Raw genomic sequence first — 18899 nt, 5'->3', positions numbered from 1 at the left:
TAATGTTGTGGATTAGTAATTTTGGCGTCTTGAATGTCTGGATTTAGAGCCTTAAACACTGCTGGGTATTGTGCCAGAGTTGTTCTGCCAAGGTATTTTCGTTGCACTGTAAACTTTGTGTCAGACCCGCTAATACATAAGGTAAATTCACTGGCGTATTACGGGTTCGTTCTTGGCTTGAAACTTGGCAACACAGCGGCGTCATATCAGGGCAATCGGTTTCCAGCACCAAATGTTCAGCCCCGATTTCCTGAACCACTCGATGCAGTTTTTTCGCATTGGGATTGGTAATTTGTCCAGTCACGCCAATTTTAAAACCGAGCTTGATCAGGACCTTGGCTTCTTCCACGCCACCGCTAAATGCATGCGCAATCCCACCGTATTGAAATTTCTGTCGTTTTAACAAGGCAATACTTTCTGCATGTGCTTTGCGAATATGTAATAAAACGGGTTTTTGATATTGCCGCGCCAGTTCTAATTGCTGCTGGAAATAATCCTGCTGCTTGGCAAATATTTCGGGTTGTTTATGTTCAGGCAAAAAAGTATCTAGCCCAATTTCCCCCACTGCAACACAGTCCTGTTGCTGCAACAATTGTTCAAGCTGGAGTAAATGTTCAGGTTGATGTTGTTCGATATAAAAAGGATGCAAGCCGGGAGCAAGGTAAGCCTGCGGCGCCTGCGACAAACCATTCACAAACTGTTGGGTGTGTAGTAAATCTGCAAAGCGTGAAGCCACAAAACCAATGAGCACCAACGCCTCCACTCCTGCTGCTTTTGCCTGATACGCCAACTGTTCCCGATCTGAATCAAAATCAGGAACATCAAAATGGGTATGCGTATCAAATAAACGCGGCAGCATGCAGCACCCGATTACGGGCTTGGCGCACTGGCAGCACTTGCAGCACTTGCAGCTGCTGCGGTGGCAAATTCAGGTAAATACTGTTTTTTCAGGATGGTTTGCAATTGATCATACGGAATGGTCAAGCGTGGTAAACCCACCACATAAGGGCCAATTTCATATTCGCCATACTGCAGAATTAAGCCCTGCTGGCTCAAATAATAATTATCGCTGAGTTTAAATTTCCAAGCCTGTTCATACTCGGATACATCGTTCGCCAGTTTGGATTCAATTACCCACGTTTGAAACGCTTCGTGGGCTTGGTTTTCCAGCGCCGCTAACTGATTTGGTGCCAGTACCTCATCCAATTTCACCAGCTTTTGTTTTTCTAAATCGAAATTATAGTATTGCTGTGACGATGAACCGTGTGCACCGCCCAAGTAACTGCTGGTATTCAAGACCACCGTCACCAGTGGTCCTTTGGCATTCAGAATGGTCGGTTTGATCATCACACTAATTTTATGATTGGAACTGAGTGCTTTAATCTCTTGATCTAACTTTAAGAAGGTTTGGGTATAGGGTTGTAATTGTTGCTCAAGCTGTTGCTTGACCGTTGCGGCTTGAACCACCGCTTGCGATGCGGCTACTTCCGAGGCTTTCGTGGTCGATGCAGCCTCAGCATCACTTAACTCAGGAGAAATAGCTAAAATTTGCATGACCTGTTTCAGAATTTCCGCATCGATATAGGCATCAATAAACGGCTGATTGCTGCTCAGGCGTTCAATGGTCATTTCTGGACAGTTTTTATCATCACACTCTGGCAAATTCAGCGCAAGTTTTTCCGAATCTCCAATCAATTGCTGAGCTTGCTGTTGTTCTAATGCCGATGAAGCTGCCGTTTCAGGCTGTTCCGATTCTACTTTTTTAGGCTGACATGCACTGAGTAGCACAGCTACCGTGACTATGCTGACCGCGCCAAGCATTTTATTTTTTGTCATTTGATTCAAACCTATTGTCATTTTTCAATCGACCTACAACCACACTGCATTTACAACAGCTAAAACATAGTCCGGTAAATATCTGCTTTTACAACTTGCTGGGTTTGCGCCTTGGTCAGGTAAATATCTAGCTGCTTACCCTCATCCACAATTTGCAAACTGCGGTAATGCAAGCCTATGCCTTCACTGTCAAAGAACCAATCGGCCTGTCCCCAATACAATTTCTTCGGCGCTTTTTGTCGCGCTTCTGGCGTTTGTTGCTTTAACCAATCCTGATAGGCTTTTTGTACCAGCTCATTCATATAAACTTGCTGCTTTGGCTCGATAATGTCAAGTAGCGTGATGCCTTGCTGCTTCTTGCGATCTGCAACAGCAAAATAATAGCGCTCATTGACTTTCACTTCTTCTTGCTTGCTATCGACCCCGACTTGCAACAACACGTATTCATTACGCTGATAGGCAATACGGGTATACAACGACAACTGATAAGCAGGATTTTTAGAATACTTCGCCTGCCAATCATCCGACTTTTTCACATAAGCATTTACGGCTTGCTGCAAGCTCATGTTCTGCTTTAGGCCAATTTGATCTTGAATCACCATGGCTTGGGTTTTCGCCATCCAATCGTTGAGCCACTGATCTTGAGTGACTAAGGTTTGAATGTCGATATCAATACAGTTTTTGGTTTCACAAAAAGGTAAGGCAATTTTAGCGGGTTGCTGCTGAATGTGCAGATAAGGCAAAACTTCAGCTTTGTCCTGTTTAAAAATAGAAGCTGAATCACTGTTCTGCTGATCTTGTGACTGCTTGGAGGAATCACACGCTGACACCGCTAATCCTGCCAACACCAAAACAGCAATTTGAATAATGTTGTTGTTCTTCATTTCGACCACACGCTAGGCTGCCTCAAACACAAGGTCACCAATTCAATGAAATACCATGTAAAAACAGCCTCCTGAAAGAGGCTGTCTGGCTGACTTTAGTGTTCGCGAGTATTACGGAACACAATGTCAGGATAACGTTCTTGCATGAGCTGTAAATTCACTCGGCTTGGTGCAAGATAAGTTAAATGCCCACCACCATCGACTGATAACTGGTCATGTGCTTTTTTCTTAAATTCATTGAATTTCTTGTCATCATCACAAGACACCCAACGCACGGTATTGATGCTGACTGGCTCATAAATACAGTCGACCTTGTATTCTTCTTTCAAACGGAACGCGACCACTTCAAACTGAAGTACACCGACTGCCCCGACAATCAGGTCATTACTGTTTTGTGGCATAAACACTTGCGTTGCGCCTTCTTCAGACAACTCTTTCAAACCTTTTTGCAACTGCTTCGACTTCAGCGGATCTTTTAAACGCACGCGGCGGAACATTTCAGGTGCGAAGTGGGGAATCCCAGTGAATTGCAGTTTTTCACCTGAAGTAAAGGTATCGCCAATTTGAATGGTGCCGTGGTTATGTAAACCAATGATGTCACCCGGCCACGCTTCTTCTAAATGCTCACGCTCACCCGCAAGGAAGGTCAAGGCATCACTAATACGGACATCTTTATCCAAACGGACATGTTTCATTTTCAGACCTTTTTCATATTTGCCTGAACAAATACGCATAAAGGCAATACGGTCACGGTGTTTCGGGTCCATATTGGCTTGAATCTTAAAGACAAAGCCTGTGAAACCTTCTTCAGTCGCTTCCACCTTACGGTCTTGAGTTGGATGTGCTTTCGGTTCAGGCGCATAGTTACTAAAAGCATCCAGTACATGGTCAACACCAAAGTTACCGAGTGCAGTACCGAACAATACCGGGGTTTGACGACCCGCCAAGAATTCTTCACGGTCTAAAGGCTCATTCGCCATTTGTACCAGTTCTAAAGACTCTTCAAAGGCAGCCCAAGCCAACTCACCAACTTTTTCACGTAGGTCAGCATGGTCATAACCATCACGCACTTCAATCTCGGTAATGGTTGAGCCAAAACCCGCTTTATAGACATAGAATTTTTCTTCGATCAGGTTAAATACCCCTGCGAAGTCACGACCTGTACCCAGCGGCCAAGTCAAAGGAACACATTTAATTTTAAGAACGTTTTCAATTTCATCCAACAGCTCTAAAGGCTCACGGATTTCACGGTCCATTTTGTTCACAAATGAAATGATCGGCGTGTCGCGCATACGACAGACTTCCATCAATTTGATGGTACGGTCCTCGACCCCTTTTGCACCGTCAATCACCATGAGTGCAGAGTCGACCGCGGTTAAGGTACGATAGGTATCTTCCGAGAAGTCTTCGTGTCCTGGGGTGTCCAGAAGATTGATCATCTTATCTTTATACGGAAACTGCATCACAGACGTAGTAATGGAAATACCACGTTCTTTTTCCATTTCCATCCAGTCCGAGGTCGCAGCACGGTCCGATTTACGGCTTTTTACCATACCCGCCACCTGAATGGCTTTACCCCATAACAGCAGTTTTTCTGTCATGGTGGTTTTACCCGCATCGGGGTGGGAAATAATCGCGAAGGTTCGGCGTGCCTGAACTTCTTTCAATAATTGATCTTTGAACATGGAGGAAATCTGCAATTTGTACACAGTGATGCTCGCGCAAATGACACACGACATAACACTGTCAGGTGAGACAAAAATAGGCTCAATTGTAGCGTAAGAATCGTTTTTCTTCTATGTATTTCATGCCGAATGGTTTTGCCTGAAATCAGACAAAACCCAGCAAGTCAGTTAAAGCGCTTCGCTATTCGATGCAGGATTGGACAATACAATCGAGTTTTCTTTGAGTTTTTCCAGCACAATTGACGTAGTGATGTCATTAATCTGAAATTGATGCGATGAAATTTTACTGATCAGTTGCGACATTTCATCCAGATTCTTGACTGCTACTTTCAGCAAAAAGTCCGAGGTACCTGTCAGCTTATAGGCATCACGAATGCGTGGTTCATCCAGAATAAACTCCAAGAATTTCTCAAAACCATCATCATAGTGATTACGAATGCTGACCTCGATCATGCCCGTAATTGGCGATGGATCGGCTTTCAAGGCAATTTGCGCATAATAGCCCGTGATAATCTTTTTTTGTTCCAGCGTGGCACGACGGCGTGAGCATTGTGAAGCCGAAAGACCGATCAACTCTGCCAGCTCTTGATTGGTTAAACGACCATTTTGCTGTAATTGCTGAATAATTTTACGATCGTAATCGTCCAGTTCATCGCTCATCATCTATCCCAGAATCTTGTTATCAAACTACTGAAAAATCGTATTTTTCGCTGCAAACTACTTTATAGAAACAGGGAGAGAAAAACAAATCCAATCTGGTTTGCCCAACTCTCCCTTAAAAACAGCCATTAAGACGCGACGTAACGATCTTTACGATGGTTCATGGCAATAATCATATTCAACACCACCGCACCCATAATCGAAATCATCAACAAATTGAAATCGACGAAGAAGGCGGATGCAATCAGAATACTGATATCCACAAACATCTGGAACTTACCCACAGAAATGCCATATTTCTCATTCATGAACATCGCCAATAAATTGATTCCGCCCATACTCGACTTATGACGGAACAAAATTAAAAAGCTGACGCCCAAAATAATATTGGCAATCAATGAGGCATAAATCGGGTTGATATTTTCCAGACTAAAAAAGCTCGGATTGAGTTCAGCAAAGAAAGAAACCAAACCAATCGCGGCAACGGTTTTCAGCACCAATTGCAAGCCCATCTTTTTATACGCCAAATAGAAAAATGGAATATTGATACAGAAGAACAAGGTGCCGAAAGACACATGAAATACATAATGCAATAACAAGGCTAAACCCGCTGTACCGCCAGTCATAATGCCACCCTGCTGGATGATATTAATCGCAAAAGACAACAGGAACGTCCCAATAAAGAGCGCCACCACATCTTCTACTTTGGAATGTGACATTGGGGCTGGGAGAGATGCCAAAACGGCAGGATTTGATAAAGGTTGGTTGTCCATAAGAAAATCCAAGACATACAATACGCAATTTTAATGCAAATTATGTACCAATATAAAATAAATATGCATATCTAAACTTTTAAAGATTTTTTATTTCATTAAATCCAGCCATTTACTTCCTTAAAGGGAAACAATTTTCTACAAATAAGCGTTAAATCCGCAGGTTTTGCTTAATGATAAATAAACACAAATCATGCATTATTTTATTTTTAATACACATAATGGTGCATTTAATAATTTATTGCACAATTTTGTTGCATATTTTGGTGTTTATCGATTATACAATTGTACTTAATCTGCTTTAATTAAACGAAGCACCAAGGTTTTGCTGTCATGTATTTGAATCAAACAGGACGATGCCTCCACATAGGATTGAAATAGGTGAAATCAAGAAAATAATTCAAGCTATTGTTTTTATTTATCTATTTTAACTTCACCAGAGGATCAGCATCTTTTTTCATACCGAAGATGATGCCATGTGAGCATCTTCATACAGCAAAATAAAATTACAAATAACATAATTAAATTATGTATTGCATAATTTAATTGGATTGAGTAAGCTGTTCTCAACATAAAGTCTGCCTTAATGCACCTTTTTGATGCATAAACAGCACAAGCAAAGCAACGACATGTGAAAAGGAATATCACAAGCAGCGAAACCAGCACCGTAACACCATCGTCAGTCATACAGTGTCTGAGCCTGCGGTATACCTTGCTACAGTCGTAAAACGTCACACAGGATGTGTAACAGGAAGTTGAACTCGGTCATGGGATCCATGCACCTCAGTCAAGATCTTTGAGCCGAACACTGGCTGTTCTTCACATCAAAAAAACACCCTGAACATTGGACTCGTCAATTCACGACAAGAGGGAAATAAGATGGATATTTTAGAAAACCCATTAGAATTATGCGGATTTGCATTTATTGAATTTGTAGCCAAGGAAAATGAGCTTGATCCAATTTTTGAAACCATTGGTTTCAGCAAAGTCGCAAAGCATAAATCCAAAAATGCATACTTATGGCGTCAGGGCAATATCAATATTATTTTGAATTACCAGCCCGAATCTTATGCCTCTTATTTCTTTAAAGAACATGGTCCTTCTGCCTGTGCCATGGGCTTTAAAACTCGCGATGCAGCCAAGGCCTTTACTAAAGCGCTAGAATTGGGTTCGGAGCCGATGTATAGCAAAGTCGGTCCAATGGAGCTGAATATCCCAGCCATCAAAGGGATTGGGGGGATGCCAATCTTCTTGGTGGACCGTGACATCTATGAAAATGATTTCGAGTTTATTGAAGGCGTCGACCACCACCCTATCGGGACAGGCTTGAATGAAATTGACCATTTAACCCATAATGTCTACAAAGGTCGCATGGAATATTGGGCAAATTTCTATGAAAAAATCTTCAATTTCCAAGAAATCCGTTACTTCGATATTAAGGGTGAATATACAGGATTGACCTCTAAAGCCTTGACTGCACCAGATGGTAAAATTCGTATTCCATTGAATGAAGACTCGGACAAAGGCAATGGACAAATTGCAGAGTTCTTGGCGGAGTTTAATGGCGAAGGCATTCAACACATTGCCTTTATTACTGATGATTTGATTGGGACTTGGGACAAACTCAAAAGCCTCGGCATGAAGTTTATGACCCCGCCGCCAAATACCTATTATGAAATGTTGCCCGAGCGTTTACCAAATCACGGTGAACCGACGGAAGAACTGCAACAACGCGGCATTTTACTGGATGGTTCTACCCAAAATGGCGAGAAGAAACTGCTCCTGCAAATCTTCTCGCAAAATATGCTGGGACCTGTGTTCTTCGAATTTATTCAACGTAAAGCCGATGATGGCTTTGGTGAAGGCAATTTCAAGGCCCTGTTTGAATCCATCGAACGGGATCAAATCCGTCGTGGCGTACTGCAAGTTTAAGCCACGGGTTTAAACAGCAACACCAGTGCACGAAGCAGGCGAACCCATTTAAGCCGGCATCGTACACAAAAAAAGGCGACTGAATTCAGTCGCCTTTTTTTAATCGATCATACCAGCCATGTTAACGGGCTTGAATAAACTGATTCATGGCAGCCACTTCATGCTGCAATAACTGTACTTTTTCACTGCCTACATGCAGTGGCAAAAAGGTTTCGCTATCAATCGCGACCACAGAAAACTCGATCTGACCTTGTGCATTAAAAACAGGTAAACCCACGGCATTGATGCCAACCAGCAAATCCCCTTTCGCCAAAGCCATTTGCTCCGTACGAATCTGCTGTTTTAACTGGCTAAATTCATCCCAGTTGGTAGGTTTCAGTGCCAGACCTAAAGTCGCTGCTTTATCCCATTCGGCCTGCATTAAGGGACGAATCACGGTTTCAGGTAAATACGACGCAAAGACCCGTCCCGAAGCTGAGTTGACCAACGGCATGATCGAACCGACTTTGGTTACAATCGCAATCGGATGATTAGATTCAAGCGACTGCACCACCAACGGCCCGCGCGGCGACCATTTACTGATTTGAATGCTGCACCCAATCTTGGCTTGCAAGGCATAAATCATCGACTGCACTTGCTGCAAGGCATCGGTATGCTGAATACAGTTAAGACCTAAGCGCCACGCCTGATCGCCCAGTGCATATTGCCCATCGTCCAGTTGTTTAGCGTAATTCATCCGAATCAGGCTCACCAGATAGCGATGGACTTTGGCTGGATGCATGTCCAGCTTGTGCGAGAGATCTTTCAGAATAATCGGTTGATTATGCTCGAGCAGCGCATTTAACACCGCCAAACCGACTTCAAGCGATTGCACCCCACCCGATAACTTTTCTTCAACCATTGATGTGCTCTTTAAAGGTCATTTTCTCAATCATTTCTTTGCTTTTGTGTGACGACACAAGGACAAATTGGTCCGTGACATCATGCCTGAGATTTAGCAAAAACTGAACTCATCTTTTAACGGACTTTTATGCGCGACGGTCATCTGGCAAATCTCGCGGCAAAAAAAAACTGCACTCGGTCAAAAATGCAGTCAAGGGTAAAACCAAAAAGTCAGAACCGTGCTTTAAGCACCTAACTCTTCCTCATGTAAAAAGTGAGTATGATGTGGCGCACGTTTGGTCTTGCTCCATTCATCCAGCATTTCCAGTTTCATTTCTTCGGTAATGCGCGCAATTTTTTCATCGGCATGCACATCGTTATAGGTCAGCTCTAGGCGGTGACCATTTGGATCGAAGAAATAAATAGAATGGAAGATGCCGTGATTGGTAATGCCAAGCACTTTTACGCCATGTGCTTCCAAATGTTCTTTGGCTGCCAGTAATGCTGCCAAGTCTTCCACTTCAAAGGCAATGTGCTGTACCCAAGCTGGAGTATTTTCATCGCGCCCCATTTCAGGTTGCGTCGGCAGTTCAAAAAAGGCTAAGACATTGCCCTGACCTGCGTCCAAAAATAAATGCATATAGGGATCAAAGGCTTTGGTCGATGGCACGTGATCTTCAGCAAAGGCCAAAATAAAATCCATATTTAACATGGTTTTGTACCACTGCACCGTTTCTTTGGCATCCTTACAACGGTAAGCCACATGATGTATTTTTTTAATTGCAAAGCTCATAATCAAACTCCTTTTTCTGTTTTATTCCCAATCGGCTTGTTGTTCAGGTGCAGCCTGATGAAACGCTGCCAACTGCATACAGTGCGTATAAATCGACTGGATTTTTGGATATTCCGTTAAATCAATTTGAAAACGTTTGGCGTTATACACTTGTGGAATCAGGCAACAATCGGCAAAAGTCGGCTGTTCGCCAAAACAGTACTGACCATTCGATTGCTGTAATTGTTGCTCTAGGCTGTGAAAGCCCAGCTTAATCCAGTGTTGATACCAAGCCGTTTTCTCGCTATTGCTCACTTCAAGCGTCTGCTCCAAGTACTGCAACACTCTTAAGTTATTCAGTGGATGAATTTCACAAGCAATATGCTGGGCAAAAGCGCGTATCCGAGCGCGTTGATGCAGGTCCTGAGGCAATAACGCAGTTTTCGGATAAGCTTCTTCCAGATACTCAAGAATGCTCATCGATTGGATCAGAACATGCTGCTGATCTAATAAGGTTGGCAGCAACTCACTCGGGTTGAGCGCTGCATACGCTGCCAAATGCTGTTCACCGCCCTGTTTCAGCAAATGCACCGCCTGCGTGTCATAACTCAAGCCTTTTAAATTCAAGGCAATGCGAACACGAAACGCCGCCGAGCTGCGAAAATAGCTATACAGTTTCATGCTGTGCCTGCCCTGCTTCGGCAAAGTCAAAACTTAAAGCGGGTAAAATGCTATTTCGAACTTCACCAAAACCGACACGCATCCCGTCTTTTTCCGCATGACCTTTCATAATGACGGTATCACCATCCTGCAAGAAACCACGCTGTTCGCCATTGGCTAAAGTCAAAGGTACTGTGGTATTCCACGTCAGTTCCAACAAGCTGCCGTAAGAATCTTTAGTTGAACCCGAAATCGTCCCCGAACCCATCAAATCACCGACATTGACATTACAGCCTGCAATGGTGTGATGCGCCAACTGCTGTGCCATTGACCAATACATATATTTAAAGTTGGTCTGACAAATCACCTCTGCGCTCGAACTTTGTGCCGCTTGAATTTCTACCGAAAGCTGAATGTCATAACTGCTTTCTGCACGTTCCTGTAAATAAGCTAAAGGACGTGGCTCTTGCACAGGACCCTGCACTTTAAACGGTTGCAAGGCTTGCATGGTCACCACCCACGGCGAAATGGCACTGGCAAAAGTTTTGGCATTAAACGGACCTAAAGGCACATATTCCCATTGCTGAATATCTCGTGCTGACCAGTCATTCAACAGTACCATGCCAAAGATATGTGCTTCAGCATCATCAATATGAATCGGCTGACCTAAGCGACTTGGTTGACCGACAATAAAAGCCGTTTCCAATTCAAAATCCAGTTTCCGTGTTGCGGAAAAAACTGGACGCTCATGTTCAGGCAATTTGATTTGACCCGATGGACGAACAATGTCAGTACCACTTACCACCACTGAACTGGCGCGCCCGTTATAACCGACAGGTAGCTCGCTCCAATTTGGCAATAAGGCATTTTTAGGATCGCGGAACATGCAGCCGACATTGGTGGCATGTTCTTTAGAAGAATAAAAATCGGTATAACCTGAAATCTGTACAGGTAAATGCATGATGGCATCTTGCTGTTTATAGAGCACCTGTTGCTGCAAATCGGCATCATTCTGCAAACGAGGATTTTCCAGTGCCAAAAGTTGTTGTAACTCTCGACGTACTTTGTGCCAGTTGCTTGAACCCGATGCGATAAATTTATTCAGACTGGATTGATTAAAATAGTGCTCATGCTCACTCAGGCGTAAAACACCCGCCTGCTCCAAAGCTGCCAAATCTAAAATCCACTCACCAATCGCCACACCAACACGTCGCTCGCCATCCTGAGTACGACTAAAAATGCCATAAGGCAAATTATGAATAGTGAAATCTGAATCGTCTGAAACAGGAATAAAACAGCTCAATTGCGAATTCATGATAGTGCCATCCTTGTTATTTTCTCGATATTCTGCGCTTCACTGTGCGGATAAAATTAAACTTATTGAATAAAAATCATGAGATTAACTCAAATTTCTTATCCACTTCACCGCTACAATCGGCTCAACTTCATTTCATCATACTGAGTTTATAAAATTACGCAATATATAATTTAATTACTTTATTCATAATTTTATTCATTGATTGCACTTTCAAGCTCTTAGCCCATGCGACTCAAGTGCTGTTTAAAGCAGCACCATTGGCTAGAAAACCGCGATGAACTCGCTACAATAAACGCCCATATTTGGTGCATTTCTGCGAAAGAATGGATGCTGAACAGTAAGCACTGCATACAAAATTGCGTCTAAGTTTTTTATTTTTATAGGAAATAAAAAATAATTCGGCGTTTCACTTGTATATTATTTTTTAATCAATTTATGATATGCGTAATTTATTAGGAAATAATTACACGACAAGGATGAGAAGAATCATATGTCACTCAATGATCACGGTCAGCTCAAGCACGGTTTATCCAACCGTCATATCCAGCTGATTGCCCTAGGCGGTGCAATCGGTACGGGTCTATTCCTCGGTATTTCTCAATCCATCAAACTTGCAGGTCCGTCAGTCATTCTTGGCTATGCCATTGCCGGTTTAATCGCGTTTTTCATGATGCGCCAACTGGGCGAAATGGTGGTGCAAGAACCTGTGAGTGGTTCTTTCAGTTATTTTGCCAATAAGTACTGGGGGCGCTTTGCTGGCTTCATGTCTGGCTGGAATTATTGGGTGCTGAATGTTTTGGTCTGCATGGCTGAACTGAGTGCCGTCGGACTGTATGTACAATACTGGTGGCCTGAAATTCCGACGTGGATGTCGGCACTCGGCTTCTTTATTTTGATTAATGTCATTAACTTGCTCCACGTGAAACTGTTTGGCGAAATGGAATTTTGGTTTTCGATTATCAAAATTCTTGCCATTGTTGCAATGATTGGTTTTGGCTCTTATTTGCTGGCAACGGGTAGCGCAGGCTCTCAAGCTGCAATCAGCAACCTTTGGGCACTGGGTGGTTTCTTCCCGAATGGCGTCAGTGGCTTGGTCATGGCGATGGCAGCAATTGTCTTTGCCTTTGGCGGTATTGAACTGTTTGGGATTACCGCAGCAGAAGCACGCGACCCGCAGCAAACCTTACCCAAAGCCGTCAATCAGATTATTTACCGCATTTTGATTTTCTACATCTTCACCTTAGTCGTACTATTAGCCTTATTCCCATGGAATCAAATGGCACAAGGCGGCAGCCCATTTGTGATGGTGTTTGCTTCGTTAGACAGTCATGGTGTGGCAACTGCTTTAAACTTTGTGATTTTAACCGCAGCAGTATCGGTCTATAACGGCACCAGCTATTGCAGCAGCCGTATGTTGCTCGGCTTGGCAGAACAAGGCAATGCACCACAATTCTTAAAGAAAATTAATACTCGCGGTATTCCTGTGAATGCGGTTCTTATTTCAGCATTAGTCACTGCGCTGTGCGTCTTGCTGAATTATGTATTCCCAGAAAAAGCCTTTGGCTTACTGATGATGTTGGTGGTCGCTGCGATTGTGATTAACTGGGTGGTGATTTCAATCACGCATTTAAAATTCCGTCAAAGCATGCAACAGCAGCAACAAAGTACCTTGTTCCCAAGCTTGGCTTATCCATTCACCAATTATCTGTGTATTGCCTTTATGTTAGGCATTCTGGTGATTATGAGTCTAACCCCGGACATGCGCATTGCGGTGTATATGATTCCTGCGTGGGTCGGCTGCTTAAGTTTGGCCTATTGGATGAAGCAGCGTAAACACAAAGCTGCGGAAGCCAATTTAATTCTAAATACCGATAGTTCTTTTAAATAAGGCTATTGAATAAAACCCTGTCCTCCCCCATATAAGACCAGACTCGCCTAGCATGAATCTGGTCTTGCAAAACCCATGCGAATCGGCTTAAGTTATCAGCATCGATAACTGGGCGATGTGAAGCGCGAACAGTTTGACCCTAGCTGCAACAATCAAGGATTTTTTCATGTTTCAACATATCCCTCCTTATGCAGGCGACCCAATTTTGTCGCTTATGGAACAGTTCAATACCGATCCACGTGAAGGTAAAGTAAATTTAAGTATTGGTCTTTACTACAACGAAGACAGTATTGTGCCTCAGCTTGAAACAATCATGGAAGCGCAAAAGCGTCTTGAGCCACAACAAAGCAAAACCAAATTATATTTACCAATGGAAGGTTTCAAACCTTACCGTGACGCCATTCAAGCCTTGCTGTTCGGTGAAAATAGCCCAGCAGTACAAAGTGGTCGTGCCGTAACCATCCAAACTTTAGGTGGTTCGGGTGCGCTAAAAGTTGGTGCAGACTTTTTAAAAAATTACTTCCCAAATTCTGAAGTTTGGGTAAGCCAGCCAACTTGGGATAACCATGTAGCCATTTTCAATGGTGCAGGCTTAAAAACCCATTTCTACCCATACTTCGATGCTGAAACTCGCGGTGTAGACTTTGATGGTATGTTGTCTTGCTTACAACAATTGCCTGAACAAAGCGTGGTGTTATTACACCCTTGCTGTCACAACCCAACAGGTGCTGATTTAACCCCTGCACAATGGGATCAAGTAATTGCGGTATTGAAAGCACGTCAACTTATTCCATTCTTGGATATCGCTTACCAAGGCTTTGGTGAAGGCATGGAACAAGATGCTTATGCGATTCGTGCACTTGACCAAGCGGGCTTGAACTTCATTGTCAGCAACTCATTCTCTAAGATTTTCTCTCTTTACGGTGAGCGCGTGGGTGGTTTGACCTTCGTATGTGATGATGCTGCATCAGCACAATGCACTTTTGGTCAGTTGAAAGCAACGGTACGTCGTATCTACTCTAGCCCTCCTACAACAGGTGCATGGTTGGTTGACCAAGTCTTGAATGACTCAGCGTTAAATCAACAATGGCAAAATGAAGTGAAAGAAATGCGTGAACGTATTATTAAAATGCGTCGTATTTTGAAAGATGAACTCAGCAAAGCGCTGCCTGACCGTGACTTCAACTACTTGGTTGAACAAAAAGGCATGTTTAGCTATACAGGCTTAACAGGCGAGCAAGTCGATACTTTACGTGAAGACTATGCAATTTACTTGGTACGTAGTGGCCGTATCTGTGTTGCGGGCTTAAACATGAACAACGTTTATATCGTTGCCAAAGCCATGGCTGAAGTTTTAGCAAAAGCACCTGCTCAAGCTTAATCTTTAGTACTCAAAAACCAAGATTGTTTAGATGAACAGTCTTGGTTTTTTTACGTTTTTAATTTCCTAAATTGCAATTACGCACTTATTTTTAAAAGACCAATCAACATTTCAGCGCTCAATTCAGCGTTCGGTGTTGTACCAAATTATCCACGTGTTTTGCCAGATAGTCTTTGAGATGATTTAAAAAATACGCCACCCGTGGAGAATCTTGCAAGCGTGCCAAATAGACGGCATAAACATCTGCGGGCGGGGTGCTGTACTGCTCTAAAACTTGAACTAAACGCCCACTGCGCAAATATTTGGCGACATCCCATTCCGCTCGCATCAAAATTCCTTGCCCGTCTAAAGCCCAGTTTAGGGCAACTTCACCATCATTGGTGCTCAAATTGCCATGTACCTTAATGGTTTCAACCTGCTCACCCAAATTTAAGCGCCAGTTGCCATAAGCGGCTTCATTCTGTCGAATCACAATACATTGATGTGCAGTCAAATCATGTGGCGTTACTGGAATTCCGACACTTTTTACATACAGCGGTGAAGCACACAACAAGCGTCGATTCGCTGCAAGTTTCTGTGCAATTAAACGTGAATCTGGAATTTCACCAAAACGAATCACCACATCCGTCGCCTCATCGGGAAGATTGACAGGACGATCACTCAACTGCAATTGCACCTCAACTTCTGGGAAAATTTTGGCAAAATCCGAAATTGCAGGCGCAATATAAGAGCGTCCAAAGCCCAAAGGCGCATTCACCCGTAGCAGTCCTTTAGGAGCAAAACGAGTACTAGACACACGGCGCTCCATATCTTCGATTTCTTTTAAAATCCGCAGCGCATTTTCATAATAAATTTCCCCTTCATGCGTCAGGCTAATCCGTCTCGTGGTTCGATTCAGCAAACGTACTCCTAGCCGATCTTCCATTTGCGTCAAACGCCGCGACACTGCGGGTGGTGTTAAATTTAATTCACGTGCTGTAGCAACCAAACTTCCTTGTTTTATTAGTAAGCAAAAAAATGCCAATTCCGTATCTGAGTTCATGATTATTCAGTTTTTTGCAATAGTGATTTAACTTTATATCGATTCATCCATTTTGCAAAGTCTCTATTATCCATATCACGTTACCCCCCAAACAAAAGATCTCACTTAAGCAAGGAACCTTGAGTAGAGCATAAAGTCCACCGTGTAAGGATTACGGTGTCACAACGGGGAGCCTTTTCGCCAAACGAGATGCGATGTTTCGACATCAAATCAAGTGGTAAACGCTACTTATATGGAGATAAGCCATGGACATGGATATCGAAAAACGGACCTTACGTAAAATTACGTGGCGTATTGTCCCGTTTATCATGATTTTGTATTTAATTGCTTATATTGACCGCGTCAATATTGGTTTTGCCGCCATTACCATGAAAGAAGATTTGGGCTTTACCTCTTCTATTCTCGGTTTTGGCGCAGGGATTTTCTTTTTAGGTTATTTCCTATTTGAAGTGCCATCCAACATTATTCTGCATAAAGTCGGCGCCCGCATCTGGATTGCCCGTGTCATGGTCACGTGGGGCATTATTGCAGGGGGCATGGCTTTTGTCGAAAGCTCAACCAGTTTTTATGTCNATGCGCTTTTTATTGGGTGTCGCAGAAGCAGGCTTTTTCCCCGGCATTATTCTCTATCTCAGCTTCTGGTTCCCAGCGCGCAATCGTGCAGGTGTCATCGCCCTGTTTATGGCTGCTGCGCCAATTGCCACCGCCATTGGTTCGCCTATTTCTGCTGCCTTACTGGAAATGCACGGCATTATGGGACTGGCAGGCTGGCAATGGATGTTCCTGATTGAAGCTTTACCTGCGGTGATTCTTGGCGTGGTGGTGTTCTTTTACATGACTGATCGACCTGAAAAAGCCACTTGGCTGAAACAGGATGAACGGGAGTGGTTGGTCAAGACCATGCAGTCTGAAAATGCGGGCAAAGACAACCAGCAACATCACAGCATTCTTCGTGGCTTAGCCAACCCACGTGTTCTGGCTTTGGCACTGGTTTATTTCGGTACCTCTGCAGGTCTATATACCCTTGGTATTTGGGCACCCCAAATCATTAAAGAACTCGGTGTGAGCTCGATGACTGTCGGTCTACTCAATGCCATTCCGCCAATTATCTCCGTGATTGCCATGATTTTATGGTCGCGTCATTCCGACAAAACCAATGAACGCACTTGGCATGTGGCACTGGCTTGCATTACCGCTGCCATTGGTCTGGTGATTGCCGCAGGTACGGGTAGCGTGATTGGTTTAATCGCAGCACTCACCATTGTCAATGTCGGCATTAGTTGCTCAAAACCACCACTATGGAGCATGCCAACCATGTTCTTGTCAGGTGCTGCCGCAGCCACAGGTATTGCCACCATCAACTCGATTGGCAACCTCGGTGGGTTCGCAGGTCCAGCCATGATTGGTTGGGTCAAAGATCAAACTGGTAGTTTCACAGGCGGTCTGTATTTCGTCGCAGGTTTACTGATTCTTTCGACTGTCATCACACTGGTCTTAAGTTTCACCCAAAAAAAAGACAAAGTCAGTGCAGCTGAATTAAGTAATTCCTAACCCCCTATTTTTGAATTGATTGACTGAATTGAACGCTTAACAAGGAGCCTCCCATGGACAAAGAACTTGCCGTACAGTCCCTCACGGACACCATGGCCAAATTTACCGCCTACATTGGTAAACGCTTACCTAAAGATGTGAAAAAGAAACTCATTGAACTTAAAACCCTCGAAACTAATCCTCTGGCAAAGTCTGTTTATGATTCGATGGATGAAAACCAAGAAGCGGCAGATCGACTCAATCGCCCAAGCTGTCAAGACACGGGTGTGATTCAGTATTTTGTAGAAGCGGGTGCACATTTCCCTCTCTTGGGTGAATTACAAGAAATTCTTCGTGAAGCCACGGCTGAAGCGACCCGTTCAGGACCATTGCGTCACAATGCTGTAGAAACCTTTGATGAAAAAAATACAGGCACCAATACTGGTACGCAAATTCCATGGCTGGACTGGCGTATTGTGCCTGACAGTGACAGTTGTACCATTGATGTATATATGGCAGGTGGTGGTTGTACCCTACCTGGTGCAGCCAAAGTCCTGATGCCAGGTCAAGGCTATGAAGGTGTAGCTGAATTTGTAATGGATGTGATTACCGAACGTGGCGTGAATGCTTGTCCTCCTTTACTGGTTGGTGTCGGTGTGTCCACTTCGGTAGAAACCGCAGCGCGCTTGTCTAAACTGGCCATTATGCGTCCAGTCGACTCGAAAAGTGATAATCCTCGCGCAGCCTTAATGGAGAATTTACTTGAACAAGGTTTAAATGAAATCGGGATTGGACCACAAGGTCTCACAGGCAATAACAGTGTCATGGGAGTGAACATTGAATCTTCAGCCCGCCATCCATCGACGATCGGCGTGGCTGTGAATACTGGCTGTTGGGCACACCGTCGTGGAAAAATCAAAATTAACCCTGATATGACTTATGAAATTCTGTCACACGAAGGAGTCGTGCTATGAAAAAAGTCCTCACTACCCCATTGCGTGATGAAGATTTAGCAGATCTCAAAATTGGTGATGTGGTNGTATTTGACTGGTCGCCTTGTGACTTGTCGTGATGTTGCCCATCGTCGTTTGATCGAACAAGGACGTGAACTGCCTGTCAATTTAGAAGGTGGCGCCATTTTCCATGCTGGCCCTATCGTCCGTAAAAAAGATGATGATAGCTTTGAAATGGTGTCCATTGGACCCACCACCAGTATGCGTATGGAAAAGTTTGAGCGTGAGTTTATCAAACAAACAGGCGTCAAACTGATTGTGGGTAAAGGTGGTATGGGACCTGAAACCGTTGCAGGCTGTCAGGAACATAAAGCGGTACATGCCATTTTCCCAGGCGGTTGCGCAGTACTCGCTGCCACTCAAGTCGAGGAAATTGAAGGCGCTGAATGGCAAGACTTAGGCATGCCTGAAACTTTGTGGATTAACCGCGTAAAATTATTTGGCCCTTTGATTATCTCGATTGATACGCATGGCAATAATTTAATTCAGCAAAATAAAACGCAATTCCAAGCCAAGAAAAAACCTGTGCTAGAGCGCATTAGCAAAGAATTGAGTTTTATTAAATAATCAATTTCACTCAACAGCAGCTTCTTGAACATTCGTTTTCAAGAAGCTGGTTTATTTACAAGATTCATCTCGGATT

At 43.7% G+C, this 18899-nt stretch carries 15 protein-coding genes and 2 pseudogenes; 6 read left to right on the top strand and 11 right to left on the bottom strand.

Going from position 1 to position 18899, the window contains the following annotated elements; genetic code table 11:
• Nucleotides 1-43: 43 nt before the first annotated feature.
• From GWK51_RS15410 to GWK51_RS15385, 6 genes are all read right to left on the bottom strand, one after another.
• Nucleotides 44-859: a TatD family hydrolase gene (locus tag GWK51_RS15410; protein WP_161934376.1), complete on the bottom strand. Its 816-nt coding sequence runs from the start codon at nucleotides 857-859 to the stop codon at nucleotides 44-46.
• A gap of 11 nt (nucleotides 860-870) precedes the next feature.
• Nucleotides 871-1836: an RsiV family protein gene (locus tag GWK51_RS15405; protein ID WP_161934375.1), complete on the bottom strand. Its 966-nt coding sequence runs from the start codon at nucleotides 1834-1836 to the stop codon at nucleotides 871-873.
• Between the two features lie 59 nt (nucleotides 1837-1895).
• Complete coding sequence (locus GWK51_RS15400; RefSeq protein WP_161934374.1) at nucleotides 1896-2720, bottom strand: hypothetical protein; 825 nt, start codon at nucleotides 2718-2720, stop codon at nucleotides 1896-1898.
• A gap of 95 nt (nucleotides 2721-2815) precedes the next feature.
• Nucleotides 2816-4405: a peptide chain release factor 3 gene (locus GWK51_RS15395; RefSeq protein ID WP_161934373.1), complete on the bottom strand. Its 1590-nt coding sequence runs from the start codon at nucleotides 4403-4405 to the stop codon at nucleotides 2816-2818.
• Nucleotides 4406-4573: 168 nt separating this feature from the next.
• Complete coding sequence (locus GWK51_RS15390; RefSeq protein WP_100242039.1) at nucleotides 4574-5065, bottom strand: Lrp/AsnC family transcriptional regulator; 492 nt, start codon at nucleotides 5063-5065, stop codon at nucleotides 4574-4576.
• Between the two features lie 128 nt (nucleotides 5066-5193).
• Entirely contained in the window at nucleotides 5194-5838 is a 645-nt protein-coding gene (locus tag GWK51_RS15385) for a YitT family protein (protein WP_228151422.1), read from the bottom strand.
• Between the two features lie 879 nt (nucleotides 5839-6717).
• Here GWK51_RS15385 and hppD point away from each other — a divergent pair.
• Nucleotides 6718-7770 carry a 4-hydroxyphenylpyruvate dioxygenase gene (gene hppD, locus GWK51_RS15380; protein ID WP_161934372.1) on the top strand — a complete coding sequence of 351 codons (1053 nt, stop codon included), beginning with the start codon at nucleotides 6718-6720 and terminating at the stop codon, nucleotides 7768-7770.
• Nucleotides 7771-7891: 121 nt separating this feature from the next.
• Here the strand turns inward: hppD and GWK51_RS15375 are convergent, their stop codons facing one another.
• The 4 genes from GWK51_RS15375 to fahA form a co-directional block, all read right to left on the bottom strand.
• Nucleotides 7892-8671 (bottom strand): IclR family transcriptional regulator, encoded by a 780-nt coding sequence (locus tag GWK51_RS15375; RefSeq protein ID WP_161934371.1) that lies wholly within the window; start codon nucleotides 8669-8671, stop codon nucleotides 7892-7894.
• A gap of 225 nt (nucleotides 8672-8896) precedes the next feature.
• Entirely contained in the window at nucleotides 8897-9445 is a 549-nt protein-coding gene (locus GWK51_RS15370) for a VOC family protein (protein ID WP_161934370.1), read from the bottom strand.
• 21 nt (nucleotides 9446-9466) lie between these two features.
• Nucleotides 9467-10105: a maleylacetoacetate isomerase gene (gene maiA, locus GWK51_RS15365; protein ID WP_161934369.1), complete on the bottom strand. Its 639-nt coding sequence runs from the start codon at nucleotides 10103-10105 to the stop codon at nucleotides 9467-9469.
• On the bottom strand, nucleotides 10092-11399 hold the full coding sequence (gene fahA, locus GWK51_RS15360) for a fumarylacetoacetase (RefSeq protein ID WP_161934368.1): 1308 nt from the start codon (nucleotides 11397-11399) through the stop codon (nucleotides 10092-10094). The genes maiA and fahA overlap by 14 nt, the downstream gene beginning before the upstream one ends.
• Nucleotides 11400-11892: 493 nt before the next feature.
• On the opposite strand from fahA, the gene GWK51_RS15355 reads away from it, so the two are divergent.
• Together GWK51_RS15355 and GWK51_RS15350 are read left to right on the top strand one after the other, a co-directional pair.
• On the top strand, nucleotides 11893-13290 hold the full coding sequence (locus GWK51_RS15355; RefSeq protein WP_161934367.1) for an amino acid permease: 1398 nt from the start codon (nucleotides 11893-11895) through the stop codon (nucleotides 13288-13290).
• Nucleotides 13291-13456: 166 nt separating this feature from the next.
• On the top strand, nucleotides 13457-14671 hold the full coding sequence (locus tag GWK51_RS15350; RefSeq protein ID WP_161934366.1) for an amino acid aminotransferase: 1215 nt from the start codon (nucleotides 13457-13459) through the stop codon (nucleotides 14669-14671).
• A gap of 118 nt (nucleotides 14672-14789) precedes the next feature.
• Here the strand turns inward: GWK51_RS15350 and GWK51_RS15345 are convergent, their stop codons facing one another.
• On the bottom strand, nucleotides 14790-15713 hold the full coding sequence (locus GWK51_RS15345; protein ID WP_100242031.1) for a LysR family transcriptional regulator: 924 nt from the start codon (nucleotides 15711-15713) through the stop codon (nucleotides 14790-14792).
• 245 nt (nucleotides 15714-15958) lie between these two features.
• Between GWK51_RS15345 and GWK51_RS15340 the strand changes: the two are divergent.
• The 3 genes and pseudogenes from GWK51_RS15340 (at nucleotide 15959) to ttdB (ending at nucleotide 18823) form a co-directional block, all read left to right on the top strand.
• Nucleotides 15959-17264 (top strand): annotated as a pseudogene (locus tag GWK51_RS15340) (MFS transporter).
• 53 nt (nucleotides 17265-17317) lie between these two features.
• Nucleotides 17318-18217 carry a L(+)-tartrate dehydratase subunit alpha gene (ttdA, locus tag GWK51_RS15335; protein ID WP_161934365.1) on the top strand — a complete coding sequence of 300 codons (900 nt, stop codon included), beginning with the start codon at nucleotides 17318-17320 and terminating at the stop codon, nucleotides 18215-18217.
• Nucleotides 18214-18823: pseudogene (gene ttdB, locus GWK51_RS15330) on the top strand (L(+)-tartrate dehydratase subunit beta). The gene ttdA and the pseudogene ttdB overlap by 4 nt, the downstream one beginning before the upstream one ends.
• The last annotated feature ends 76 nt before the right edge of the window (nucleotides 18824-18899 follow it).

This window comes from Acinetobacter kanungonis, assembly GCF_009939195.1.
In the GTDB taxonomy this organism is placed as follows: domain Bacteria; phylum Pseudomonadota; class Gammaproteobacteria; order Pseudomonadales; family Moraxellaceae; genus Acinetobacter; species Acinetobacter kanungonis.
Note: the sequence above shows the minus strand (reverse complement) of the source record. Positions and strands in the feature narration are given on the sequence as shown.